At 68.3% G+C, this 25,370-nt stretch carries 22 protein-coding genes; 6 read left to right on the forward strand and 16 right to left on the reverse strand.

The window, feature by feature from the left end; translation table 11 throughout:
• Positions 1-154: 154 nt before the first annotated feature.
• The 3 genes from lipA to AC1DFU_RS07230 form a co-directional block, all read right to left on the reverse strand.
• Positions 155-1,147 carry a lipoyl synthase gene (gene lipA, locus AC1DFU_RS07220; RefSeq protein ID WP_092291252.1) on the reverse strand — a complete coding sequence of 331 codons (993 nt, stop codon included), beginning with the start codon at positions 1,145-1,147 and terminating at the stop codon, positions 155-157.
• 82 nt (positions 1,148-1,229) lie between these two features.
• On the reverse strand, positions 1,230-1,988 hold the full coding sequence (lipB, locus tag AC1DFU_RS07225) for a lipoyl(octanoyl) transferase LipB (protein ID WP_441591478.1): 759 nt from the start codon (positions 1,986-1,988) through the stop codon (positions 1,230-1,232).
• Positions 1,989-2,106: 118 nt separating this feature from the next.
• Positions 2,107-2,475: a DUF2917 domain-containing protein gene (locus AC1DFU_RS07230; RefSeq protein ID WP_092291248.1), complete on the reverse strand. Its 369-nt coding sequence runs from the start codon at positions 2,473-2,475 to the stop codon at positions 2,107-2,109.
• A 195-nt stretch (positions 2,476-2,670) separates the two neighbouring features.
• Here AC1DFU_RS07230 and AC1DFU_RS07235 point away from each other — a divergent pair, with 195 nt between their 5' ends.
• Positions 2,671-3,630: a transcriptional regulator GcvA gene (locus AC1DFU_RS07235; protein WP_092291246.1), complete on the forward strand. Its 960-nt coding sequence runs from the start codon at positions 2,671-2,673 to the stop codon at positions 3,628-3,630.
• A gap of 9 nt (positions 3,631-3,639) precedes the next feature.
• Here the strand turns inward: AC1DFU_RS07235 and xerC are convergent, their stop codons facing one another.
• From xerC to AC1DFU_RS07270, 7 genes are all read right to left on the reverse strand, one after another.
• Positions 3,640-4,683 carry a tyrosine recombinase XerC gene (gene xerC / locus AC1DFU_RS07240; RefSeq protein ID WP_441591480.1) on the reverse strand — a complete coding sequence of 348 codons (1,044 nt, stop codon included), beginning with the start codon at positions 4,681-4,683 and terminating at the stop codon, positions 3,640-3,642.
• Between the two features lies 1 nt (position 4,684).
• The gene (locus tag AC1DFU_RS07245) at positions 4,685-5,356 is read right to left on the reverse strand and encodes a DUF484 family protein (protein WP_092291242.1); all 672 of its coding nucleotides are present in this window, start codon (positions 5,354-5,356) and stop codon (positions 4,685-4,687) included.
• A gap of 49 nt (positions 5,357-5,405) precedes the next feature.
• Positions 5,406-6,548 carry a rod shape-determining protein RodA gene (gene rodA, locus AC1DFU_RS07250; protein WP_092291240.1) on the reverse strand — a complete coding sequence of 381 codons (1,143 nt, stop codon included), beginning with the start codon at positions 6,546-6,548 and terminating at the stop codon, positions 5,406-5,408.
• A 14-nt stretch (positions 6,549-6,562) separates the two neighbouring features.
• A complete protein-coding gene (gene mrdA / locus AC1DFU_RS07255; protein ID WP_092291238.1) occupies positions 6,563-8,938 on the reverse strand; it encodes a penicillin-binding protein 2 in 2,376 nt (791 codons plus the stop codon).
• An 85-nt stretch (positions 8,939-9,023) separates the two neighbouring features.
• Complete coding sequence (gene mreD / locus AC1DFU_RS07260) at positions 9,024-9,536, reverse strand: rod shape-determining protein MreD (protein WP_092291236.1); 513 nt, start codon at positions 9,534-9,536, stop codon at positions 9,024-9,026.
• Positions 9,533-10,504, reverse strand: a complete 972-nt coding sequence (gene mreC, locus AC1DFU_RS07265) for a rod shape-determining protein MreC (protein ID WP_092291234.1) — start codon at positions 10,502-10,504, stop codon at positions 9,533-9,535. Before mreC ends, mreD begins: the two co-directional genes overlap by 4 nt.
• A 127-nt stretch (positions 10,505-10,631) precedes the next feature.
• A complete protein-coding gene (locus AC1DFU_RS07270) occupies positions 10,632-11,675 on the reverse strand; it encodes a rod shape-determining protein (RefSeq protein WP_011296266.1) in 1,044 nt (347 codons plus the stop codon).
• Between the two features lie 767 nt (positions 11,676-12,442).
• Here AC1DFU_RS07270 and gatC point away from each other — a divergent pair.
• The 5 genes from gatC (at position 12,443) to gatB (ending at position 17,380) form a co-directional block, all read left to right on the forward strand.
• Positions 12,443-12,742, forward strand: a complete 300-nt coding sequence (gene gatC / locus AC1DFU_RS07275; RefSeq protein ID WP_092291232.1) for an Asp-tRNA(Asn)/Glu-tRNA(Gln) amidotransferase subunit GatC — start codon at positions 12,443-12,445, stop codon at positions 12,740-12,742.
• A 66-nt stretch (positions 12,743-12,808) separates the two neighbouring features.
• On the forward strand, positions 12,809-14,308 hold the full coding sequence (gatA, locus tag AC1DFU_RS07280; protein WP_441591484.1) for an Asp-tRNA(Asn)/Glu-tRNA(Gln) amidotransferase subunit GatA: 1,500 nt from the start codon (positions 12,809-12,811) through the stop codon (positions 14,306-14,308).
• The gene (locus tag AC1DFU_RS07285) at positions 14,308-14,772 is read left to right on the forward strand and encodes a hypothetical protein (RefSeq protein WP_441591485.1); all 465 of its coding nucleotides are present in this window, start codon (positions 14,308-14,310) and stop codon (positions 14,770-14,772) included. Before gatA ends, AC1DFU_RS07285 begins: the two co-directional genes overlap by 1 nt.
• Before the next feature lie 64 nt (positions 14,773-14,836).
• Positions 14,837-15,865: a dienelactone hydrolase family protein gene (locus tag AC1DFU_RS07290; RefSeq protein ID WP_177219854.1), complete on the forward strand. Its 1,029-nt coding sequence runs from the start codon at positions 14,837-14,839 to the stop codon at positions 15,863-15,865.
• 60 nt (positions 15,866-15,925) lie between these two features.
• Complete coding sequence (gene gatB / locus AC1DFU_RS07295) at positions 15,926-17,380, forward strand: Asp-tRNA(Asn)/Glu-tRNA(Gln) amidotransferase subunit GatB (RefSeq protein WP_092291224.1); 1,455 nt, start codon at positions 15,926-15,928, stop codon at positions 17,378-17,380.
• Between the two features lie 118 nt (positions 17,381-17,498).
• Here the strand turns inward: gatB and AC1DFU_RS07300 are convergent, their stop codons facing one another.
• From AC1DFU_RS07300 to AC1DFU_RS07325, 6 genes are all read right to left on the reverse strand, one after another.
• Positions 17,499-18,626, reverse strand: coding sequence for a hypothetical protein (locus AC1DFU_RS07300; RefSeq protein WP_441591487.1), 1,128 nt, complete (start codon positions 18,624-18,626; stop codon positions 17,499-17,501).
• A gap of 123 nt (positions 18,627-18,749) precedes the next feature.
• The gene (locus AC1DFU_RS07305) at positions 18,750-19,643 is read right to left on the reverse strand and encodes a hypothetical protein (RefSeq protein WP_092291220.1); all 894 of its coding nucleotides are present in this window, start codon (positions 19,641-19,643) and stop codon (positions 18,750-18,752) included.
• A 139-nt stretch (positions 19,644-19,782) separates the two neighbouring features.
• Positions 19,783-20,658: a hypothetical protein gene (locus tag AC1DFU_RS07310; protein WP_441591489.1), complete on the reverse strand. Its 876-nt coding sequence runs from the start codon at positions 20,656-20,658 to the stop codon at positions 19,783-19,785.
• A 103-nt stretch (positions 20,659-20,761) separates the two neighbouring features.
• On the reverse strand, positions 20,762-21,628 hold the full coding sequence (locus AC1DFU_RS07315) for a hypothetical protein (protein ID WP_441591491.1): 867 nt from the start codon (positions 21,626-21,628) through the stop codon (positions 20,762-20,764).
• A gap of 134 nt (positions 21,629-21,762) precedes the next feature.
• Complete coding sequence (locus tag AC1DFU_RS07320) at positions 21,763-22,713, reverse strand: transglutaminase family protein (RefSeq protein WP_441591493.1); 951 nt, start codon at positions 22,711-22,713, stop codon at positions 21,763-21,765.
• Positions 22,710-25,346, reverse strand: coding sequence for a circularly permuted type 2 ATP-grasp protein (locus AC1DFU_RS07325; RefSeq protein ID WP_441591494.1), 2,637 nt, complete (start codon positions 25,344-25,346; stop codon positions 22,710-22,712). Before AC1DFU_RS07325 ends, AC1DFU_RS07320 begins: the two co-directional genes overlap by 4 nt.
• Between the last annotated feature and the right edge of the window lie 24 nt (positions 25,347-25,370).

Here is a 25,370-nt window from a genome sequence, read left to right on the forward strand (position 1 = left end):
ATTTTTGCTGCGCTTATTGTGAAAGGTGGTTGAAAGGCGGTGCGCAGACATTCAAGGCGCCGCTTGCCTGCCTGTCGGAACAATAGGCAATAAAAAAGGCCGGGAGCGTGTCCCGGCCTTCTTTGATCCTGCTACCTGCGTGCTTTGTTTTGCTTCAGGCAAACCCGGCCTGATGCGCCTGCTGGTCGGCGTGGTACGAGCTGCGCACCATGGCGCCCACGGCGGCGTGGGTGAAGCCCATCTTGTAGGCCTCTTCCTCGAACATCTTGAAGGTGTCCGGATGCACGTAGCGCATCACCGGCAGGTGATGGTTCGACGGCGCCAGATACTGGCCGATGGTCAGCATGTCGATATCGTGGGCGCGCATGTCGCGCATGACTTCGAGGATTTCCTCGTCAGTCTCGCCCAGGCCCACCATCAGGCCCGACTTGGTCGGCAGGTGCGGATTGCGGCGCTTGAACTCCTGCAGCAGCTTGAGCGAGTGCGCGTAGTCGGCGCCCGGACGCGCCTGCTTGTACAGGCGCGGCACGGTTTCCATGTTGTGGTTCATCACGTCGGGCGGGGCGGCCTGAAGCACGTCCAGCGCCTTGTCCAGACGGCCGCGGAAGTCAGGCACCAGCACCTCGATGCGGGTGGCCGGCGACAGCGCGCGGGTCTGCGAGATGCAATCCACGTAATGCTGGGCGCCGCCGTCACGCAGGTCGTCGCGGTCCACGCTGGTGATCACCACGTAGTTCAGCTTCAACTGGGCGATGGTGCGCGCCAGGTTGCCCGGCTCGTTCACGTCGAGCGGATCGGGGCGGCCATGGCCCACGTCGCAGAACGGGCAGCGGCGCGTGCACTTGTCGCCCATGATCATGAACGTCGCCGTGCCCTTGCCGAAGCACTCGCCGATGTTCGGGCAGCTCGCTTCCTCGCACACCGTGACGAGGTTGTTCGCGCGCAGGATGTCCTTGATCTCGTAGAAACGCGAGTTGCCGGTTGCCGCCTTCACGCGGATCCACTCCGGCTTCTTCAGCTTCTCGGCCGGCACGATCTTGATGGGGATGCGCGCGGTCTTGTCGGCCGACTTCTGCTTGCGGGTCGGATCGTACTCGGCAGGGGATTGCGGGGCTTCGCTGGACGTGGCGATCAGGGCGTCGCTCATACTGTTCTCCGCACGCTTGGCCGCGTGCATGTTTGGCTGTGGACTTGGCTGTGAATCGGGGCCGGGTACGCCATCGCTGTGCTCAGGCGGCCTCGGCGGCGGCATTCCCGCGCACCGGGGCACGCGCTTCGCGCGCCGCCAGCACCTCGCACAGGGCCGCCGCCAGGCGTCGCGCGATTTCGGGGTAGTGGGCCGCAGTGACGGCGCCGTTCGTGGCATTCGTCGTGGCACCCAGCGTCGATGGCGTTCCTCCGGCTTCGCCTGCCCCCGGCACGGTGGCGCCCGCGCTGGCCATGTCGACTGTTTCCAGTCCGGCATAGCCGCAGGGGTTGATGCGAAGGAACGGTGAGAGGTCCATCTGCACGTTGAGGCTGACGCCGTGATAGCTGCAGCCGTTGCGGATCTTGAGGCCGAGCGCGGCAATCTTGGCGCCCTGGTGCGGTCCGTCCGACAGGTAGATGCCGGGGGCGCCGGGCTTGCGTTCGGCTGCGAGATTATACGCCGCGAGCGTGTCCAGCACCGCCTGCTCGATATCGGTCACCAGCTCGCGCACCATCAGGTGGCGACGACGCAGGTCGAGCAGCAGGTAGGCCACGACCTGGCCCGGGCCGTGATAAGTGATCTGTCCGCCACGATCGATCTTGACGACGGGGATGGCGGCGTCGGGCAAGAGCAGGTGCGCGGGGTCCCCGGCCTGGCCGAGCGTGTAGACCGGCGGGTGCTCGACCAGCCAGATCTGGTCCGGCGTGTCGGGCGTGCGGGCCTCGGTATAGGCGCGCATGGCGTCGAAACAGGGCGCGTACGGCTCCAGACCCCGTTCGATGACTTGAATGGCATGCATGCCCGAGAGTGTAACGAAAAGGGCCGGCATCCGCCGGCCCCTGGTGGGCGACCCCGGTCATGGCGGGGTCTCGCATTCGGCCTCCCGGTCCGGCCTGGGCGGCCAGACCAGCCTCAGTTCAGGAGGCCGTGACCTGATCCTGGCCCGGTGTCCATTCGGTCCCTCGAACCAAACGCCTCACGGCGCGATACACGAGGTGTGGCAGGTCCGCCACGGTCGCCGCCGGGCGGCGTGCTTCCGCAATCAGCGCCAGCCTGACCGGGCGGGTCGCGCGCGAGTCCACGCTGATCACGATCTCGTCGCCGCGCCGGAGCAACAGGCTGCCGCCACAACGGAGCCAGTAATCCTCCGAGTCGTTCTCGCGGGTCACCCACACGTCCGTGGCTTTGGCGTCTTCCACAAAAAGACGCTGGGCAGCATGGAGCGAGAGGCTGGTGACTTCGCCAGGGACGAGGGTGAACACTGTCGTTGTGAGCAATGCTTTCATGATGGCTTTCTCCGTGTGCCGGGTGCCCGCTGACTGGTCAGATGCGCCGGAACTGGCCTGGATATTGGACCGGGCCAGTTAGGGGGCGCTGACAAGCGGTTCCGGTGCATTGCATTCTAGTGATTGCCCTAGCACTATCAAAACGATATATATTCTTGTGTCTTGTTAGCCAAACTCACATAGAGAACTCGCATCATGGTCTGGAGCGGCAGCTGGAATCCCGACAATGGACAGCGCTGGAAGCGCGATTTCCCGCGCCTGCCGGCGCTCTCCGCGCTGCGCGCCTTCGAGGCCGCCGCCCGCCACGAGAGCTTTTCCCGCGCGGCGGCGGAGTTGTTCGTCACCCATGGCGCCGTCAGCCACCAGGTCCGCGCGCTGGAGGAGGAACTGGGCCAGTTGCTGTTCGAGCGGCGCGGCAAGCGGGTGATGCTGACCGCCAACGGCCGGGTCTACGCCGAGCGCGTGCGCGACGCGCTGTTGCAGATCGCCGATGCCACGCGCGTGCTCCAGGCCGGCAACCGCGACAAGCGGCTGACCATCAGCACCATGCCGTCCTTCGCCGCGCGCTGGCTCACGCCGCGCATTGGCAGCTTTATCGAGCAGCATCCGGAGCTGGACGTGGAGCTGCTGTCCTCGAACTCGCTGGTCGACTTCGCCAATGAGGAAGTGGACATCGCGCTGCGCATGGGCAACGGCGACTACCCCGGCCTGTACGTGGAACGGCTGCTCGACGATGTGTTCTTTCCCGTGTGCAGCCCCGATTTCAACGGTGGCCGCCTGCCCGAACAGCCGGCGCACATGGCCGGCATGCCGCTGCTGCGCGGCGAGGGCGATCCGTGGCAACCGTGGTTCGAAGCCGCCGGGCTGGACTGGCCGGAGCCGCGCAAGGGCCTGCTGCTGCAGGATTCCTCGCTGCTGCTGCAGGCCGCCGCCGAGGGCCAGGGCATCGCGCTGATCCGCTCCTCGCTGGCCTACAACGACCTGCTCTCCGGCCGCGTGGTGCGGCTGTTCGACGTGAGCATCGTCTGCCCGTGGCTGCTGTACTTCGTCAGCACACAGGCCAGCCTGGAATTGCCTAAGGTGCAGGCGTTCCGCCAGTGGCTGCTGCCCGAGATGGAGCGCTTTCGCAACATTTTGTCGCAGTGGTCTGACTAGGCCAGCGCCCTACTTCTCGTTTTTGTCCGAAGGTTTCGCAGGTGCCGGCGTGGCAGTCTTTGCACGCCCCGCGCGCGGGTGGGCCTGGTCGTAGACCTTGGCCAGATGCTGGAAGTCGAGTGAGGTGTAGACCTGCGTCGTGGCGATGCTGGCGTGGCCGAGCATCTCCTGCACCGCGCGCAGGTCGCCTGACGATTGGAGCATATGCGTGGCGAATGAGTGGCGCAGCATGTGCGGATGCACGTGGGTCGGCACGCCGGCCGACATCGCCTGCTTGCGGATGCGCGACTGCACGGTGGCCCCGGACAGCCGCTTGCCGCGCGTGCCGAGGAACAGCGCGTGGGCGTCCTCGGGCGCTGCGCCGGGGCGCAGCAGCGTGTCGCGCACGGCCAGCCACGCCCGCAGCGCCTCCATCGCCTTGCTGCCGACCGGCACCGAGCGCCGGCGCGAGCCCTTGCCGATCACGGTGACCTCGGCGCCCGCCAGGTCGATCCAGCCGATCGAGCGGTACGCGCCATCCTCGGTGTAGCGCAGGTCGAGCTGCACCAGCTCCGACAGCCGCAGCCCGCTCGAATAGAACAGTTCGAAGACCGCCTGGTCGCGCCGCGCCTCGGCCGAGTCGCCGGGGCGATGGGCGACCAGCGCCACCGCGTGCTCCACCGACAGCGCCTTGGGCAGCGGCTGGCCGCGCTTGGGCGCGCGCACCCCATCGACAGGATTCACCGCCACGCCATGGCCATGGCGCGCCGCCCACAGGTAGAAGCCGCGCCAGGCGGAAAGCGTGCGGGCGATGGTCCGCGCGGACAGGCCGCCGCCGTGCATGCGCGCGGCGAAGGACCGGATGTGATGGGTTTCGAGCGCCAGCAGCGCCACGCCCGGCGCGTGGCGCGCGGCGTGGTTCTGGAGCACGGAGAGGTCGTGGCCGTAGCTGGCCAGCGTGTGTTCGGCCAGCTTGCGGCCGGTGGCCAGCCAGTCGAGGTAGCGCACCACCAGCGGATCGGGCACCGGCTTGGGGTCCGGTGCCTCGCTATCCGATGGCGGGCGGCGGGACATGTCAGTCGCGCAGGCGGTTCAGCGCGGCGCCGGCGACTTCGCCGATCTGGCCCAGGTAGGCCGTGCCCATGCCTTCGTGGAAGCGGCGCGCATCGGGCGAGCCCAGCACCAGCAGGCCGAAGGTGGCGCCCAGCGCGTCTTCGTCCGGGCGGGTCGGCACGCGCAGCGCCACCATCGCCAGCGAGGCGATGTCGTCACGCTCGAGCAGCGCGGCGGCCTCGAAGCCGCTGTTCGGGCCGCAGTACGGCGCGCGCAGCCCTTCGGCGAACAGGCGCAGGTCGTCGCTGGCGCCCTGCGCCACTTCGATGTGCGTAAAGGCTTCGCCGACGTTCCACACGCGCAGCGCCACGGCCGGCACGTCGAACACCTGCTGCAGGCCGTCCTGCACCGTGTACGGCAGCGCGTGCGAGTCGGCCTCGGCCAGCAGGCGGAGCTGCCAGGCGTGCATGCGCTGCTGGGTGCGGTCGTTGTCGTGCCCGTGGCGGACCAGGTCGGCCAGCTTCAGCTCCAGCCCCTTGTTCTTCTCGCGCAGGATTTCCATCTGGCGCTCCTGCAGCGACACGGCGCGATGGCTATGCGGGCTGGTCAGCTGCACCGCGGCCAGCAGTTCGGCGTGTTCCTCGAAGAACTGCGGATTGCTCTGCAGCCAGGCGGCGACATCTTGGGCGTTCATAAGCTTCTACCGGAGTATTTTTCGGATGGCAGTGTAGCAAACGGCACTGCTAGGTCTGGATCAGCCGCTTCTGGCGCGAAATGCTCATCAGGATGCCGATCCCCATGCCCAGCGTCACCAGCGCCGTCCCGCCGTAACTGAGCAGCGGCAGCGGCACGCCCACCACGGGCAGGATCCCGCTCACCATGCCCATGTTCACGAAAGCGTAGGTGAAGAAGATCAGCGTGATGGAACCCGCCAGCAGCCGCGAGAACAGCGTCGGCGCATTGGCGGCAATATACAGCCCGCGGAAGATCAGCATCAGGTACAGCACCAGCAGCACCGCGTTGCCGATCAGGCCGAATTCCTCCGAGAACACCGCGAAGATGAAGTCGGTGTGCTTCTCGGGGATGAATTCCAGGTGGGTCTGGGTCCCCTTGAGCCAGCCCTTGCCGGTCACGCCGCCCGAACCGATGGCGATAATCGACTGGATGGTGTGGAAGCCCTTGCCGAGCGGGTCGGTGGTGGGGTCCAGCAGCGTGCAGACGCGGTGCTGCTGGTAGTCGTGCAGGACCGGCCAGTTCACGCCCGGGGCGCAGATCTGGCTTTCATAGGAGATCAGCAGCGTGACCGCCACCACGCCGATGGCCAGCAGCGGCAGGATGATCTTCCAGGTCAGCCCGGCGAAATAGATCACATAGAGGCCGGCGGCCAGCACCAGCAGCGCCGTGCCAAGGTCAGGCTGCTTGGCGATCAGCCCCACCGGAATGCCGAGCATGACCAGCGCCACGACAAAGTCGAACCACTTGACCACGCCCTCGCGCTTCTGGAAGTACCACGCCAGCATCAGCGGCATCGAGATCTTCATGATCTCGGACGGCTGGATCACCATGCCCACGTTGAGCCAGCGCCGCGCGCCCTTGCGGATCAGGCCGAACATCGCCACGGCAATCAGCAGCGCCACGCCCACTGTATATAGGGGGACGGCGACCCGCATCAGCAGCTGGGTCGGCATGTAGGCAATCACCATCATCACTGCGTACGAGAGCAGGATGTTGCGCAGCTGGTCTTCCACGCGGCCCGGCATGTCGATGGCGGCCGAGTACAGCGCCACGATACCGGTGGCGAACAGCAGGAAGACGATCAGGGCCAGCGGCTTGTCGAAGCCCGTGAGGGCCGTCCGGATCACGGACACGACGCGGCGTTTATCCATGGTGCCCGTCTCCTTTACTCTGAAGCATTGTTACGGGGGGCGGGTGCCGTCGTGCTGACCGGCCGGACGCGTGGCTTGGCCGGCGCAGGCGCCGAGGCGGGTGCGGGGCGCGCGGCGGGTGCCGGGACCGGCACCGGAGCCGGCGCGGCCGGCTTGCTGTGGCCAAGCGCCTGGAGCATCCGTTCGTCGAGCGTGGCCACGGCCGAGGCCGGCGCGATGGCGGCCGGGTCAAGCTGGGCGGCGATCGATTCCGACGCGCCGCGCGCGCCGGCGCCCGATGCCACGGTGGCGCCGGAAGCCCCCGCCAGGGCTGCACTCGCCCCCGCAGCACTGGCGTCCGCGCCCGAGGCCGCGCTCACCGGCGCATTGGCCATCACCGTGGCCGTCGCCACGTTCGCCGTCAGGCCGGTGGTGAACACGCTCGGCGTGTCCACCGGCGGCTTGCCGCCCGCGCGCTCGCGCTCGGCCGGCGGCGGCGCGTTGGCCTGCAACTCCTCGGGCCACTTGCCGAGCAGGTAGTAATCCATCACCTTCCGCGCGATCGGCGCCGCCACGGCCGCGCCGAAGCCGGCGTTCTCGACGATCAGCGCCAGCGCGATCTTCGGGTTGTCCGCCGGCGCGAACGCGGTATAGAGCGAGTGGTCGCGCTTTCGCTCGTCGATGGCATGGTGGTTGTACTTCTCGCCCTTGGCCAGCGTGTAGGTCTGCGCCGTGCCGGTCTTGCCGGCCGATTCGTAGGCCGCGCCCGCGAACACGCGCGCGGCAGTGCCCGAGTGCGTCACGGCCACCATGGCCTTCTTGATCACGTCGATATCGGCCTGCTTGAGCGGAATCCGATAGCTTTCCTTGGGCACGGTCAGCGTCCGCTGGCGCGAGACCGAATCCTCCACCGCCTTCACCAGGTGGGGCTTCATCGCCGCGCCATTGTTGACGATGATCGACACCGCATTGGCCAGTTGCAGGATCGTGAAGCTGTTGTAGCCCTGCCCGATGCCCAGCGAGATGGTCTCGCCGTCATACCACTTCTGCTGCTCGGGCTTGCGGTACGCCTTGCGCTTCCACTCGGTGGACGGCAGGATGCCGCGGCTTTCGCCCTCGATGTCGATACCCGTGATCTGGCCGAACCCGAGCGGCTTCATGAAGTCGTGGATGCCGTTGACGCCCATGTCGCGCGCCAGCGCGTAGTAATAGGTGTCGCAGGACTGCACGATGGACGCCTGCATGTCCACCCAGCCGTGGCCGCCCGGCTTGTCGTCGCGGAAGGTGTGGTTGCCCAGCGTGAAGAAGCCCGGATCGTGCATGCCCCAGGCGGCCGTGCGCTTGCCGATGGTCAGCGCCGCCAGCGCCATGAACGGCTTGTAGGTGGAGCCGGGCGGATAGGTGCCGCGCAGCGGGCGGTTCAGCAGCGGCTTGTCCGGCGAGCTGTTGAGTTCGTCCCAGGTCTTCGAGTCGATGCCTTCCACGAACAGGTTCGGGTCGTAGGTCGGCTTGGAGACGAAGGCCAGGATGTCGCCCGTGGCCGGCTCGATCGCCACCAGCGCACCGCGCCGGTCGCCAAACAGCTGCTCGGCCAGTTGCTGGAGGCGGATGTCCAGCGACAGGATCAGGTTGTTGCCCGGCGTGGCCGGCGAGGTGGACAGCGTGCGGATCGGCCGCCCGCCCGCGCTCACTTCCACTTCCTCGAAGCCGGTCAGCCCGTGCAGTTCGGCCTCGTAGCTCTGCTCCAGGCCGATCTTGCCGATGTAGTTGGTGCCCTTGTAGTTGTCGGCGTCCTTGCGCGGATCGTACTTGGCGCCCTCGGCGTCGTTGGCCTCGTCCATCGCATCGATCCGCTCCTGGTCGCGCTGCGAGATGCGCCCCAGGTAGCCGATCACGTGGCTGGCCGATTCGCCGAGCGGGTACTGGCGGAACAGCCGCGCGCGCACATCCACGCCGGGAAAACGGAAGCGCTGGGCGGAGAACTTGGCCACTTCCTCGTCGGAAAGCTGGCTGCGGATCGGCAGGCTTTCGAAGCTGCGCGACTCCTCCAGCAGCCGCTTGAAGCGGCGACGGTCACGCGGCTGGATATCGACAAGTGACGAAAGCGACTCAATCGTGTTGTCGAGGGTATCGGTCAGCTTCGACGGCGTGATTTCCAGCGTGTAGGCCGAATAGTTGCGCGCCAGGATCACGCCGTTGCGGTCCATGATGATGCCGCGATTGGGCTCGATCGGCGCCACCGAGATCCGGTTGTCCTCGGCCTTGGCCGAGTACTGGTCGTGCTTGTACCACTGCAGCCACAGGAAGCGGGTGAACAGCAGCCCGAAGCAGATCACCGTAAACAGGGCGGCAGCCGCCACGCGGATGCGGAAGCGGCCGATTTCCAGTTCGACGTTGCGGATTTCGGTCATGGCGGTACTGCGGCGGCGGGTTCGGCGTGGGCGGTGGCCCGGGTGGCTCTATATAGATAGATCCGACCCGGGAAGGCTGGATCGGCTAAATCGGTCGGGTTTCGTCGACGTCGTGCGAACGCCGCTGTGGCGCCAACAGCACACTGGTGGCCAGCGGCCACAGCAGCGCCTCGATGCAGGGCGCCAGCAGCAGTTGCCAGCCCGGCAGGGGCGCGCCCATGGCCAGGCGGATCACCACCGGCACGGCGTGGACGATAAACAGCAGCGGCAGCACGTGCAGCGCCTGGGTATAAACCGAGAACCACAGCACGCGGCGATGGATCGTGATGGCGAAGTAGGCCAGCAGCGTGTAGGCCATGGCGTGCTCGCCCAGCAGGCGGGCATCGTGCACATCCATCAGCAGGCCGAGCAGGAAGGCCACGCCCATGCCGACCTTGCGCGGCTGGTGGATGTTCCAGAACACCAGCACCAGCGCCACCATGTCCGGAATCCAGAGCGTGGTGCCCCACGGCATCAGGTTGAACAGGAAGGCGACGATGAACGTCACCGCGATGAACGCGGGGTTGACCGGGCGCAGCAGATACTGGGGATTGGTCACCGTGCGGGCTCCGTGGCAGCGGGTTTATCGCCGTTTTTCTCTGCCGATTTCTCGGCACCGGCGCGGGCCGCCGCCGAACGCGCACCGCGCTCGGCCTTCTGCGGCTTGTCCTCGTCCTGCGGACGCGGTCCCAGCCCGGACTCGTAACGCACCACCAGCAACTGTCGGTGCGAGCGCACGCCAGCCACCGGCTCGCAGTACACGCGCGAGAAGGCGGTATCGGCCTTGCGTTCGATATGGGAGATCTTCGCCACCGGCAGGCCGGGCGGATAGGTCCCGTCCAGGCCGGATGTGACGAGAAGGTCTCCTTGCTGGAGATCGGCCGAGGCCGCCATGAAGCGCAGGTCGAGCTGCCCGGCACGCGAGCCGCCAAAGGCCACGCTGCGCAGCCCGTTACGCACCACCTGGACCGGAATCGCCTGATCCTTGTCGGTCAGCAGCGTCACTTCGGACTGGAGCGGCGAGACCCGCGTGATCTGGCCGATCACGCCGCGTTCGTCGATCACCGGATAGCCGGCGCGCAGGCCCTGCACGCTGCCCCGGTCGATCACGATGCGCTGGCTGTACGGGTCGCGGGCGTCATAGAGGATCTCCGCCGCCACCACCGGCGTGGCCGATTGCTGGGTCAGATTCAGCAGCTTGCGCAGCTGGTTGTTCTCGGCCTCGAGCTGGGCCTGGCGCACGGCGGCGCTGGCCTGCTCCACGGCGCTGCGGCGCAGCTCGCGGTTCTCGTTGGCCAGCGTGACGGACGACTGGGCATAGTCAAAGACGCCGCGCAGCGCATCGCGCGGCACCAGGACCGCGCGTTCCACCGGCATCAGCACGGTGGCGGCAACCTGGCGCGCGACGCGCATGGCGTCGAAGCGGGCATCGACCACGAGCAGCGTCAGCGCGATGGTCACGAAAATGACCAGCCGCGCCACGGCGGACGTGCCTTGCTTGAAGAGCGGCGGTGGGGAGTAATCCATTTACCCGTGCGCAGGCGAAGTCATCCCGCCGGGGGCGGCGGGAAGGGGCGGAAATCTCGTGGCGCACGCGCCGGCGCAGCCTGCTGGGGCCGGCATGCCGCGTGTCGCCACGTTGCGGTTCCTGTTCTTACTCGTACGAGAAGATGCTGCCGAGCTTGTCCATGCGCTCGAGCGCCATGCCGGAGCCGCGCACCACGCAGGTCAGCGGGTCTTCGGCCACCAGCACCGGCAGGCCGGTTTCCTCGGCCAGCAGGCGGTCCAGGTCGCGCAGCAGCGCGCCGCCACCGGTCAGCATCATGCCGCGCTCGGCGATGTCGGCACCCAGTTCCGGGGGCGTCTGCTCGAGGGCGATCTTCACGGCGGACACGATCTGGTTCAGCGGATCGGTCAGGGCTTCGAGGATTTCGTTCGACGAGACCGTGAATGCACGCGGAATGCCTTCGGACAGGTTGCGGCCCTTGACTTCCATCTCGCGCACTTCGGACCCCGGGAATGCCGAGCCGATTTCCTTCTTGATGGCTTCGGCGGTCTGTTCGCCGATCAGCATGCCGTAGTTGCGGCGGATGTAGTTGACGATGGCTTCGTCGAACTTGTCACCGCCCACGCGCACCGAACCCTTGTAGACCATGCCGCCCAGCGAGATGATGCCCACCTCGGTGGTACCGCCGCCGATGTCCACCACCATCGAGCCCGACGGCTCCGACACCGGCAGCCCGGCGCCGATCGCGGCCGACATCGGCTCCTCGATCAGGTACACCTGACTGGCGCCGGCGCCCAGCGCCGATTCGCGGATGGCACGGCGTTCCACCTGGGTGGAGCCGCACGGCACGCAGATGATGATCCGGGGGCTCGGGCGCAGCAGCTTAGAGTCATGGACCATCTTGATGAACTGCTTGAGCATCTGTTCGGTCACGGTGAAGTCGGCGATCACGCCGTCCTTCATCGGGCGGATGGCCTCGATATTGCCCGGCACCTTGCCCAGCATCTGCTTGGCTTCCTTGCCGACCGCCTGGATCGTCTTCTTGGCGTTGGGGCCGCCTTCCTGACGGATGGCCACGACCGACGGCTCGTCCAGGACGATGCCCTTGTCGCGCATATAGATCAGGGTGTTGGCGGTGCCCAGGTCGATGGCCAGGTCGTTGGAGAAATAGCTGCGGAGAAATCCGAACATCAGGAATCCTGTCTTTTGTTGGTTCGCGAGTATGCGAAACGGCCGGCGCCGTCTTCGGCCCGGCCAGGTATACGTTTGCAAGGGTGATGGTTCACGGTTCCCCCGGTGCGCTGCGGCCCGTACCGGCAAGCCGGTACGCCCCGGTGCCGACGGCGAGGGGCGCATGCCCGCCCGGTCATCGGCGATCCGCAACCGGCGCAACCTGCACGCCGGACCTACGGGAACCTTTGATTAGACTCTGCGCGAAAGTTCGCCGCCAGATGCGCCGGACAGGTCGGAAAATCGCCTGACGATGGCAGAAGCCTAATCGGAGGAACCTGATTGTGAAGTGTGAAACTGCGATGAAAACCAGCCGTTAATCGCGGACTCGCCGCCGGGCCGTGCCTTTATCGTTCGCCAATCGTTTCCTGCTCTGTTGCAGTCCTGCGACGCTCGCGCGCCGCATGCCCCGGGCGGCTGCCCTGCCCGGCACTCATGGTACGTGCCAGCAGTGGCGACGGCATCACCGGCGCAGCCGCCGGCGTGACCCGTGACCTGCCTGGAACCCGCCATTTGGCGCGCCATGTGAAGTCCGCGTTGCGGGAGGCCTGCAGCGCGTAATGATACCTTATAATCCACGCTGTTTCGGGGCGTCAGCGCCCGGAAAAACTTGTAACGAAACGATCCCGGGGGCGCCCCCGGACCCCGCTCCGGGCGTCCTGCCCGCCACCCGACCGCAACATCCCCAGTCCGATGGACTGAACCCGGCGCCCGCGCCGCATCACGCCATGGCTCTCGCACTCTCCGACGTCAAGCGCATCGCGCACCTGGCCCGCATCGAAACCAGCGATGCCGAGGCCGCGCAGACGCTCGCCCAACTGAACAACTTCTTCTCGCTGGTGGAGCAGATGCAGGCGGTGGACACCACCGGCATCGAGCCGCTGGCGCACCCGCTCTCCGCCGTGCGCGACATCGCCCAGCGCCTGCGCGAGGATGCCGTGACCGAGACCGACCGCCGCGAAGACTACCAGCGCCCGGCCCCGGCCACCGAACGCGGCCTCTACCTGGTGCCGAAGGTCATCGAGTGACGCCCGGGCCCACCCGCCCGGCCCGCCGCCGCCGCCCCTGACCGCCACCGCAGACACCAGACCGACATGTCCTTTTCCGCTGATTCCGTGACTTCCCTGCGCCAGATCGCCGATGCCCTGGCGGCGCGCACCGTTTCCGCCGAGGAACTCGCGCGCGACTACCTCGCCCGCATCGAGGCCGCGCGCGACCTGAACGCCTTCGTCGACATCAACGCCGACCTCACCCTGGAGCAGGCCCGTGCCGCCGATGCGCGCCGCGCCCAGGGCCAGGCCACGCCGCTGACCGGCGTGCCCATCGCCCACAAGGACGTCTTCGTGACGCGCGGCTGGGCCTCCACGGCCGGCTCGAAGATGCTGGCCGGCTACCAGAGCCCGTTCGACGCCACCGTGGTGGAGCGCCTCGCCGCCGCCGGCATGGTCACGCTGGGCAAGACCAACATGGACGAATTCGCGATGGGTTCGTCGAACGAGAACTCGTATTTCGGCATCGTGCGCAACCCGTGGGACAAGCAGCGCGTGCCGGGCGGCTCCTCGGGCGGTTCCGCCGCCGCGGTGGCCGCAGGGCTGGCCCCGGCCGCCACCGGCACCGACACCGGCGGCTCGATCCGCCAGCCGGCGTCGTTCTCGGGCATCACTGGCATCAAGCCGACCTACGGCCGCGTCTCGCGCTACGGCATGATCGCGTTCGCTTCGTCGCTCGACCAGGGCGGCCCGATGGCGCGCTCGGCCGAGGACTGCGCGCTGCTGCTCAACGCCATGGCCGGTTTCGATCCGAAGGATTCCACCAGCCTCACGCCCGCCCAGGGCGGCGTGGACGAGGACTTCACGCGCCATCTGGGCCAGCCGCGCGCCGGCGCCAGCGCCGACCAACCGCTGGCCGGCCTGCGCATCGGCCTGCCGCGCGAGTACTTTGGCGCGGGCCTGTCCGCCGACGTGGAAGCCGCCGTGCGCGGCGCGCTGGCCGAGTACGAGAAGCTCGGCGCGACGCTGGTCGACGTGACCCTGCCCAAGACCGAGCTGTCGATCCCGGTGTACTACGTGATTGCACCGGCCGAGGCGTCGAGCAACCTGTCGCGCTTCGACGGCGTGCGCTACGGCCACCGCGCGGCCGAGTACAGCGACCTGCTCGACATGTACAAGAAGTCCCGCGCCGAAGGCTTCGGCGCCGAGGTCAAGCGCCGCATCATGGTGGGCACCTACGTGCTGTCGCACGGTTATTACGACGCCTATTACCTGCAGGCGCAGAAGATCCGCCGCATCATCGCCGACGATTTCCAGCGCGCCTTCAGCCAGTGCGACGTGATCATGGGCCCGGTGGCGCCCACGGTGGCCTGGAAGCTCGGCGAGAAGACCGCCGACCCGGTGCAGATGTACCTGGCCGACATCTTCACGCTCTCCACCAGCCTCGCCGGCCTGCCCGGCATGAGCGTGCCGTGCGGCACCGGTCAGGACAATATGCCCGTCGGCCTGCAGCTCATCGGCAACTATTTCGACGAAGCGCGCCTGCTGCAGGTGGCCCATGCGTTCCAGCAGGCCACCGACTGGCACCTGCGCCGCCCGGCCTGATGACGATGCACGACAAGCGCCTGCTACGCCTCTTTGTCGCGATGGCCCTCGCCGTGGTGCTGGCCGGCTGCTCGCTGCCCTTCGGCGGGCGCTCCACGCCCATCGCCGCGCGGGACATCGACCTGAACGGCGACTGCCGCCGCACCGAGGAAGACGGTTTCCGCGAGGACGCCCAGCTACGCGTGGTGGACAACGCCGTGCAGCAGTTGCAGTGGAAGCTGTGGGTCGGCAAGCGCGGCTCGTGCAGCTTCAATCTGGCCGACTTCCGACAGGTGCGCAAAACGCCACATATCGAGCTGCGCGCCAACGATGGCAGCGCCTGCAAGCTGATGGTCTGGCAGGACCCGCGCCGCGTGACGCTGGCGCACGCAAGCTGCCAGTCGCACTGCACGCCCGGCATCTATGAAGAAGCGTGGCCGGTGATGTTCGAGCCGGACTCGGGCGCCTGCGCCCGCACGCGATAACGTAACTATCATGCCGCCACGCCGCCCACTCTCATCCTTCGCCGCCGGGGTTCTGCCCGGCGTTATGCCTCGGGCGCGGCGCTGGCTGCGCGCGGGTTTTGCGATGATGACGGTGGCGGCGGTGCCGGCCTGGAGCACGGTCTCGGCGCCGCAAGCGCCGATTTCGGCCTCCAGTGCGCCTGCTGTGGCGGCTTCTGTGGCGGCCTCGGCAGCCACCTCCACGTCGGCCGCCCCGGCGCCCATCGTCCAGCGCGTACGGCTGGCGGGCGATGCCGGCATGCCGACGCTCCCCGCCTACTGGTTCCTGCCCCGCGACAGCGGCCAGCCAAGGTCGCAGCCGCTGCCGGTGGTCGTGGCGCTGCACGGCTGCGGTGGGCTTGAAGACACGCATCGCGTGGCACGGCGCACCGGCTCCATCGACGAAATCCTCGACCCGGCCGGCGCCCTGCAGGCCCGCTACCGCGAGTACGCCCACTGGCTGACCGAGCGCGGCTACGCCGTGCTGATGCCGGACAGCTTCGGCCCGCGCGGCCGCATCACCAGCGGCTGCGGCGACACGCCGGACGCGCGCGGCATCGACGACAAGACGCGCCGCGCCGACGCCCTGGCCGCGCTGCGCTGGGTGGCCCGCCAGCCCGGCGTCGACCCGCGCCGCATCGTGCTGCTGGGCTGGTCGAACGGCGCGCAGGCGGTGCTGGCCGCCATCGACGCCAGCCGCCCGTGGCCGGCCGGCACGCCTGCCGTGGAGCGCGCCGTGGCCTTCTACCCGGCCTGCAAGCGCGTGGTGCGGCAGCACAATTTCAAGCTGCGCGCGCCGGTGCTGATGATGATTGGCGGCGCGGACGACTGGACCCCGGCCACGCGCTGCGCGATGCTCCAGAACGCGGTGCTGGCCCGCCAGCCCGATGCGCGCTTCCGGCTGGAGATCTACCCGGGCGCCTATCATGGCTTCGACGGCACCAGCGAGCTGCACGGCCGGCGCGACGCCTCCCGGCGCACCCCGGGCGGCGATACCGCCAGCGGCGGCGACGCCCTGGCGCGTGTGGCCGCGCTCGCCCAACTCGATTCGTGGCTGTTGAACCCCGCGCCCTGAAAAACGCCGGGTCCGGCCTGATATAGAACAGAACAGAAGACTTAAACCAGGAATACCGCCATGCAATGGGAAGTGGTGATCGGCCTGGAGACGCATACGCAGCTCTCCACCGCCTCGAAGATTTTTTCCGGCACCTCCACCGCGTTCGGGGCCGAACCCAACACGCAGGCCTCGCCCGTGGATCTGGCGCTGCCGGGCGTGCTGCCCGTGCTGAACAAGGGCGCCGTCGAGCGCGCCATCGAGTTCGGGCTGTCCATCGGCGCCCATATCGCGCCGCGCAGCATCTTCGCGCGCAAGAACTACTTCTACCCTGACCTGCCGAAGGGTTACCAGATCAGCCAGTACGAGATCCCGGTCGTGCAGGGCGGCACCATCACGATCCAGGTGGAAGGACGGCAGGGCGTCTACGAGAAGACCGTGAACCTGACCCGCGCCCACCTTGAGGAGGATGCGGGCAAGTCGCTGCACGAGGACTTCGCCAACATGACCGGCATCGACCTGAACCGCGCCGGCACGCCGCTGCTGGAGATCGTGACGGAGCCAGACATGCGCAGCTCGGCCGAGGCCGTGGCCTATGCCAAGGCATTGCACTCGCTCGTGGTGTGGCTCGGCATCTGCGACGGCAACATGCAGGAAGGCAGCTTCCGGTGCGACGCCAACGTCTCGGTGCGCCCAGTCGGCCAGAAGGAATTCGGCACCCGCCGCGAAATCAAGAACCTGAACTCGTTCCGCTTCCTGCAGCAGGCGATCGACTACGAAGTGCAGTGGCAGATCAACGAGATCGAGGACGGCCGCAAGATCGTCCAGGCCACCGTGCTGTTCGACCCGGACACCGGCGAGACGCGCGCGATGCGCACCAAGGAAGACGCGCACGACTACCGCTACTTCCCCGATCCGGACCTGATGCCGCTCGAGATCGACAGCGAGTGGGTCGAGCGCGTGCGCGCCGGCCTGCCCGAGCTGCCGGCGGCGATGCAGGCGCGCTTCGTCTCGCAATACGGCCTCTCGGCCTACGATGCGAGCACGCTCACGGCCACCAAGTCCCTCGCCGCGTACTTCGAGGCTGTGGTGACCGAAGCCGGCGTGGCCAGCGCCAAGCCGGCGGCCAACTGGCTGATGGGCGACGTGGCGTCGCAACTGAACCGCGAAGGCATGGCCATCGACGACGCCCCGGTGCGCCCGGCGCAACTGGCCAGGCTGCTGGCGCGCATCGCCGACGGCACGGTGTCCAACAACACAGCCAAGAAGGACGTCTTCCCGGCGATGTGGGCCGGCGAGTCCGGCGGCGACGCCGACGCGATCATCGCCGCCAAGGGTCTCAAGCAGATGTCCGATACCGGCGAACTCGAGAAGATCATCGACGACGTGCTGGCCGCCAACGCCAAGTCGGTCGAAGAGTTCCGCGCCGGCAAGGAAAAGGCGTTCAACGCACTGGTTGGCCAGGCCATGAAGGCCACCAAGGGCAAGGCCAACCCGGCCCAGGTCAACGAACTGCTCAAGAAAAAGCTCGGCTGACCCGCCCTCGGCGTCATCCGAGCCATCTGGCGAAAGAAGCCGGTCCGCGCAAGCGGCCGGCTTTTTTGTTGGGCGCCCCTGAGCACCCCTAAGCACCCCTAAGCACCCCTAAGCACCCCTAAGCGCCCCGCAGCGCCCGCTCCAGCGCCACGATGCGCGCCTCGAGGTCGTGCAGGCGGCGCTCGCGCGAGGCGAGGGCTTCCCGCATCTGGGCGATGGGCGCGCTCAGTTGCCCCACGGTGGCCGCGTCGGTCGGCGCGGTGCCCGGCGCGACGTTGATGATCTGGCGCTGCAGGGTGTCGGTGCCGACCGAGACCGTCAGGTCGCGGTCGCAGTACGAGGCCGTGCCGAGCGCCACGCCGTGCGCTGCCGCCGCGCGGCTGCCGTGCCCGAGCGCCACCGCGAACTCGGTGCTGGCGACGGCGTCGGTGCCCACGGCGACCGCGCCGGTATTGGTGGCCTGCGCCATCGGCCCCACGGCGATCGCCGTCGCGCCGGAGGCTTCCGATCGCTGGCCCAGCGCCACGCTTTTGTGACCGGATGCCACCGCGGCCATCCCCACCGCCGTGGTGCCGCCCACCTGGAAGCTGTCCGCGCCGGACGCCACGGCATTGCCGCCGATGGCGACGCTCCACGCGTAGGCGGCCTGCGCTTTTTCGCCGATCGCGACCGAGCGGCTGCCATAGGCATAGGTATCGCAGCCCAGTGCGACCGAGCCGGCGTCCACGGGGTCCCGCGCGGCGACATCGGCACGGGCATTCAGGCCAATGGCCACGCCGGGCCCCGACTCGCTGACCGTCGCCCCTTGGCCCAGCACGACACTGCCGACCCCGGTGGCGACGGTATCCGCGCCGATGGCGATGGCGTTGCTGCCGGGTGCCGAGGCGGCCGTCCCGCTGGCGTTCACCTGCACATACTTGAGGCCGGTCTTGCCCGAGGCGAGGTCATCCACCGTCTGCGACAGCGCGGCGATGTCCTGCGCATTGCCAGCGACGTCGGCCTCCGTGTCGGCCAGCTGGCTGCCCGTGATGGCGTCGCTGCTGCCCTGGCTCACCTCGCCGGGCCGGAGTCCTGTGACCAATGTCGATGGCAGCGTAGCGCGGCTCTTGCTCTTGTCGTCATAGGCCAGGTAGGGCGCACCGCCGCCGCCGCCACCGCCACCGCCACCGCCACCGCCACCGCCACGATTGCCGTTGGCGGACGATGGATGGTTCCCTGCTTCGGGCTCAGTCTGAGGAATTGCCATGAAGGGCTCCTGGAATCGGGTTGATCAGAACCACGGCAAGGGCGCATACACGGCCCGTGCCGTCGCCATGGTCGCTACCCGATCTCCAGAAGTACATGGATCCAAAGGCCGCCCGCCCCCCGACTACGAACGCCCCGCCGCCCGCTCCAGCGCCGCGATGCGCGCTTCGAGCTGGCGCAGCGTTGCGATGCGGGCCTCGAGGTTGCCCAGGCGCCGGGCCACTTTCGGGTTGACCTGCAGGGCCGCGTCCTTGAGTTGCGCGACGGTCACGGCGTCGTCGTCCTGCTCGCCCGGTAACACATGGGTGATGTAGCGGCCATTGTCCGCCGTGCCGACGGACACCGCGTATTCGCGGTCGCAGACGGAAGACGCGCCGAGCGCCACGCTGCCGTAGGCGCTCACCTCCGCATACTCGCCGATGGCGGTGGCGTGGTGGTTGTTGGCGATGGCGCCGCGCCCGATGCCGATGGTGCCGTAGCCGTACACGTTCGCGCTGGCTCCGATCGCCACGGCCGCCTGGCTTTGGGCGCTGGCGGCGGAGCCGACGGACACGCTCTGGTCGCCCCCCGCGAAGGCATCGGCGCCCACCGCCACGGCGGCGGAGGCGGCGGTGGCCTGGGCATCGCCGCCGATGGCGATGTTGTCCGTGTAGCCCGCATTGGCGTTGCCGCCGATCGCCACGGCCTTGTCGCCCCATGCCGTGGCGTCGCTGCCCAGTACCACCACGCCGTCGCCGGGCGAGTCCGCCCCGACCTGCGCCTGGGAGCCGATGACCACGCCCCGGCCCGCGGCGCCGAACACGGCGCCCTCGCCCACCACAACGCTCCCCGAGCCCGCCGCCACGGCGGAGGGTCCGATGGCCACGGCTTCCTGGCCACTGGCCTCGCTATCGGGACCCTTGCTGTTGGCGTGGAAGTACTTGGCGTTCTTGTCGTTCTTTCCGACTGCGCTCAGTGCCTGGAACTGTTCCCGGGTCAGGTACTGATTGCTTGCGATATCCGTCTGGGCGTTGCTCATCGAAGGTCTCCTGAAGTTGACGTTGGCCAGCGAGGCCATGTTTTCACGCCGTACTTCGGAAAACCATGGATCGGACAAACCCAGCCTAATCCATCGGCACCACGCTCACCTCCACCTCCACCGTGTGCTCGCCCCCGTACTACCTGTGGCGCACCGCACGCTCCAGCACCGCGAGGCGCGCCTCGAGTTCAACCAGCTGCTGGTTTGCCTTGAAGAGCTGGCTGCCTGCCACCGCATCCGTGCTCTGCAGGCTCTGCACAGCGGGTCGCAACCCCGCAACTTTTACCGATTGCAGCGTAAGCCGGGTCTTGCTCCTGTCGTCGTAGAGCACCAGCGCGCTCTCCACTTCCCCGCGCGCATTCACGGACAGGCCCGCCTCCTTTAACTGGCCGACCGTGGCGGCATCATCATCCTCCTGCCCCGCCGCAACACGTGCGATGAAGCGACGGGTGCTGTCATTGCCGACAGATACTGTCTGCGCGCGATCGGTCGTGGAAGCGCAACCCAGCACCACACTCTGGGCGCCATTCACGGTCGCCTTCGCGCCGATGGCCACTGCTGAATCACTGTCAACGAGGGCCAGATCGCCGATAGCAATCCCCTTGTTACCACTGGCGCTCACCGTCGCCAGACACCCGGCCGCAACCGCTCCATAAGCGTTGGTATAGGCGTAATAGCCGATGGCAGTGGTGCATATGGCATATCCCTGGGCATACGCACCCACATACACCGAGCCCGGATAGTCCGCGCCGATTGTTCCCGCCGCGTGGCCGACAGCGACGCATTCCTCGGAATCCACCTCGGCGTGACTGGCAATCGCCACCGACTCTATGCCATTGGCCTGACTGTCCGGACCGGTGCTGTTGACTGCAAAATACGTAATACCGTCGTCTTGCAGCGCAATGGCGTCAACCCGTTCCCGTAGCGCATGGAACTGCTGCAGGGTGACATACTGGCCCGGGCGGTCCCTGTCCGAGGCGTTGGCCCTAGCCTGGACATCAGTCTGATTGCTCATTGCGTTCTCCATCAGCTGCCGCGACGGACAGCGCCCCATCCTGAGTAAGAATGCCGTGTGACCGCACCATGTGCTCAAGCCACCCGGGGCCATTCCTGCACGACTACCTGTCGCGCACCGCACGCTCCAGCGCCGCGAGGCGCGCCTCGAGTTCGACCAGCCGCTGATTTGCCTTGAAGAGCTGGCTGCCCGTTACCGCTTCTGTGCTCTGCGCGCTCAGTTCAGCGGGACGCAATCCCGACACTCTTACCAACGGCAGCGTCAGCCTCGTCTTGTTCCTGTCGTCGTACAGCACCAGCGCACGCTCCACTTCGCCGCGCGCATTCACGGGCAGGCCAGCCTCCTTCAACTGGCCGATTGTGGCGACATCATCATCCTCCTGCCCCGCCGCAACACGGGCGATGAAGCGGAGCGCGCTGTCATTGCCTACGGACACCGTCTGCGCGCGATCGGTCGTGGAACCAGCGCCTATCGCCACACTCTGCTCGCCGCTCGCCGTGGCACTCGCGCCGATGGCCAATGCTGAATCACCGGCAACGATGGCTGTGTTGCCGATACTGATCCCCTTGTTAGCAACGGGGTCCACTATCGCGGCAGACCCGATCGCAACCGCTCCATAAGCCTGAGCGAGCGTGTCAAAGCCTATGGAGGTGCTGCACGTTTCGCTGGCTGAGGAATACGCCCCCACACACACCGAGCCCTGGCCAGATCCGGTAGCCAGGTAGCCGACTGCAACAGATTCTTCGGAATTTGCGGAGGCACCGCTGGCAATCGCCACCGACTCGCTGCCATTGGCCTGACTATCCGCGCCGGTGCTGTTGACTGTGAAATACATAATGCCGTCGTCTGTCAGCGCAATGGCGTCAACCCGTTTCCGTAGCGCATTGAATTGTTGCTGGGTGACATACTCACCCTGCAAGGCCCTCCCCGGAAGATTTCGCCTTGCTTCGATCGCGGTGCGATGGGTCATTGCAGTTCTCCGAAAGGTGCCGTTGGTGGACGGCGCGCATCATGGCGCCACAACGTCCAGGACGCCACCATGTTCCGCGGTCCCTCTCCTGAAGTACATGGATCCCCGGATAGATGATGCGCGGGCGCCGCCGATCACTCCACCGGCACCACGCTCACCTCCACCTCCACCGTGTGCTCGCCCCCGCCCACGATGACGCCGTGCAGCAGGGGCACGTCGCTGTAGTCGCGCGCGATGGCCAGGGTGACGTGGCGGGTGTCGGCCAGCATGGCGTTGGTCGGGTCGAGATCGACCCAGCCGTTCCCGGGGCACCAGACGCCGGCCCAGGCGTGCGAGGCATCGGCGCCCAGCAGGCGCGGCTCGCCCGGCGGCGGGTCGGTGCGGAGATAGCCGCTGACATAGCGCCCGGGCAGCCCGAGCGAGCGCAGGCAGCCGATCATCACCTGGGCGAAGTCCTGGCACACGCCGCTGCGCAGCGCGAAGGCCTCCAGCGCGGGCGTGTGGACCTCGGTGATCTCGGCGTGATACTCGAAATCGGCGTGGATGCGGTGCATCAGGTCGATGGCGCCAGCCACCACGCTCACCCCGGGCGTAAAGCTGCGCCGGGCGTAGTCGCGCAGGTCCGCGTGCAGCGCCACATTGGGCGAGGCGAAGACGAACTCGGCCTCGGGATCGAACGGCTGGCCGGCGCGGTAGCGCAGCCGTTGCGCGGCCTTCTCCCACGGCGGGCTGCGGGCCGGGTCGAGCGTGGCCCAGCGCGGCGTCAGCGTGACCGTGCTGGCCGTGGTCAGCCGCATGGTCTCGTGCGGCACGTCGAGCATGAAATGAAGCACGTTGTTGCCGAAGGCATCGGTGCGCACGTGATGGTGCGAGGGCTGCGGATCGATGTCGGTGCAGTGCGCGCTCACGGCCTGCCACGGGTAGGACGGCGGCGTGACCACGGCGCGCTGCTGCGCGTGCTCCACGGGCCAGGCGTATTGGTAGGTGGTGACGTGGTGCACGCTCAGGGTGGACGGGGCGTCGGCCTCCGGCGTCGGCGCCGGGGTGGCCGGCGGCTTGGCGGCGGGCACGGGATGCACGCTCATGGCAGGTCCGTTTCCGGCGCCACGCCGGCATGGCTGAAGTACCGGCCGCCGATTTCATCGGACAGCTTGGCCATGCGCGCGCCGAGCTGGTCGCACAGCGCGGCCAGCGTGGCATGGCGGCCCTCGTCATCGGTGGCGCACAGCACCGTGCGCGACGGCAGCGCGCTGGCCGGCGGCAGCAGTTCCGCCAGCGGTACGCGGGCCTGGCCCGTGGCGCCGGTCGGCAACTGCACCAGCTTCTCGCGCAGGCGGTCCAGCACGCCGTAGAGGCCGCGCGGGTTGGTGGCGTCCAGCACGAGCAGGTCCACCAGCGCCGGCACGTCGGTCCGGCCCGGGAACAGCGAGCGGTAGGTCAGCGTGCTGTCGAACAGGTGCAGCAGCAGGTCGAAGCCACTGCGCGAGCGCAGCGCGCCACTGCGCTCGGCCACCTCCAGGAACAGCGCCAGCGTGGACACGCGCTCGATATGACGGCCGATGAACACCAGCCGCCACGCTTCGTCGCGCGACATGCGGTCGCCCTGCGCGCCGCTGATCGCCCCGAGCTGCATCGACAGTTGCTCCAGCGCGACCAGCACCCGGGAGCGGTCGTACGAGCCCTCGCCGCTGGCCGAGCCGGCCGGGCACGCGGCGGCGGCCATCGCGTCATGGAAGTCGTTGCGGGCGGCCAGGATGGTGCGCCAGTGGTCGTTCGAGAGCCGGTTGCGGATCTCGTTGGCGGCGCGGGCGTGACTGGCCAGCGTCTGCACCACGCCGGCGCTCCCGCTGGCATCGGCCAGCGCGGACACCAGGCTGCGCTCGAACACCCGCAGCGACGCCTGCGGCGACGGCGTCTGGGCCGGCACCAGGCCGAACCACTGCGCCAATTGGCTGATCATGTTCAGCGTGCCGTCGTCGGTTTCATCGTTCGATTCGATCGATCCGAGGATCTGCCGGCACAGGCGCACGGTGTTCTCGGCGCGCTCCGCGTAGCGGCCGGCCCAGTACAGGTTCTCGGCGGCGCGGCTGGAGACGGCCAGCGGGCGCGAGGCGGGCGCCCCCGCCAGCCCGCTGCGCGCGGCCAGTGGCACGGCGCCCGAGGTCTGGCTGGAGAGCACCCAGGTGTCGGCGCTGGTGCCGCCCAGCTGCATCGACACCGCCTCCAGCCGGGGCGGCGCCAGTCGCATGAATCCGCCCGGCATGACCTGCCAGCCGCCGTTGCCATCGGCGATGGCGAACACGCGCAGCATGGACGCCCGCGAGCCAATCCGCCCGCCACCGCGCCCGTCCGGCTCCCAGCACGGCGTGTGCGAAAGCGGCAGCGGCGCCTGCAGCGTGTAGCGGTCCGGCGTCTCGGCGATGCGCGCGCGCCAGTCTTCCAGCGGCTGCAGCCCGCGCTCCATGCCCAGGCGCGGCTCGCCCGGCACGCGCGGATAGGTCGGCATGACGAAGGCCTCGGTCAGCGTCGACATGGCCTCGTCCTGCGCGGCGGCCTCGCCGCACCACCAGCTCGACACCGCAGGCAGGATCAGCGTCTCCCCGAGCAACGCGCGGGCGATGCCCGGCAGGAAGCCGTGGATCGCCGGCGACTCCAGGAAACCCGCGCCCGGCACGTTCGACACCATCACGTTGCCCGCCCGCATCGCCTCCAGCAGCCCCGGCACGCCGATGGTGGAGTCGCTGCGCAGCTCCAGCGGGTCGCAGAACACGTCGTCCAGCCGGCGCAGGATCACGTCCACGCGCTCCAGCCCGCCGAACGTCTTCAGGTAGACCATGTCGTTGCGCACGGTCAGGTCCTTGCCTTCCACCAGCGTGATGCCGAGGTAGCGCGCCAGGAAGGTGTGCTCGAAGTAGGTCTCGTTGAACGGCCCCGGCGACAGCAGCACGATGTGCAGCCCGCCGCTCGACGGCAGCGACGTGCCTTCATCCGCCCCCGCCACCAGCGGCGCGTGGGCCAGCGTGGAGATCAGCTGGGCGAAGGCCGGCGGCAGGCGCCGCACGCGCATCTCGCGGAAGGCATCGGCGAACTGGCCCGAGATGATCAGCCGGTTCTCCAGCGCGTAGCCCATGCCCGACGGGGTTTCCGTGCGATGGGCGATGACGGTCCAGCCATCGTCGGTATGGACGAGGTCGATCGCCATGGTCTGGAGGAAGCTGCCGCCGGGCGGCTGGTAGCCCTTGAGGGGCCGCATGTAGCCGGGATGGCCGTAGACCAGCCCCGGCGGCAGCAGGCCGCGCGTGAGCAGTGTCTGGGGGCCGTAGATGTCGGCCATGATGGCGTTGGCGAGCGTGGCGCGCTGGGCTGCGCCGGCCTCGATCACGGCCCAGTCCTCCTCGGCGATCAGGAACGGCAGCAATTCGAGTTGCCACGCCCGCGCGCCGCCGCCCTGGTCGGCATAGACGTTATAGGTCACGCCGTTGTCGCGGATCTGGCGCGCCACTGCCGCCGCGCGCGCCGCCAGCGCGTCCGGGCTCAGGTTGCCCAGGTCGCCCTGCTCGCCCAGTTCCGAGAAGAAGCGCGCCCAGGGCGCGCGCAGCGTGCCGTCCGGCAGGCGCAGCTCGTCCAGATGGCCGGACGGCACGGGCAGGGCCAGCCGGCTCGCCATGGCAGCCGGGCTGTCCGATCCGTCGAGGGGAAGCGACGACTGCAAGGGCACGGGGAGGGGTCTCCGGGGGAGGGT

The organism is Cupriavidus sp. 10L45 (genome assembly GCF_056395225.1).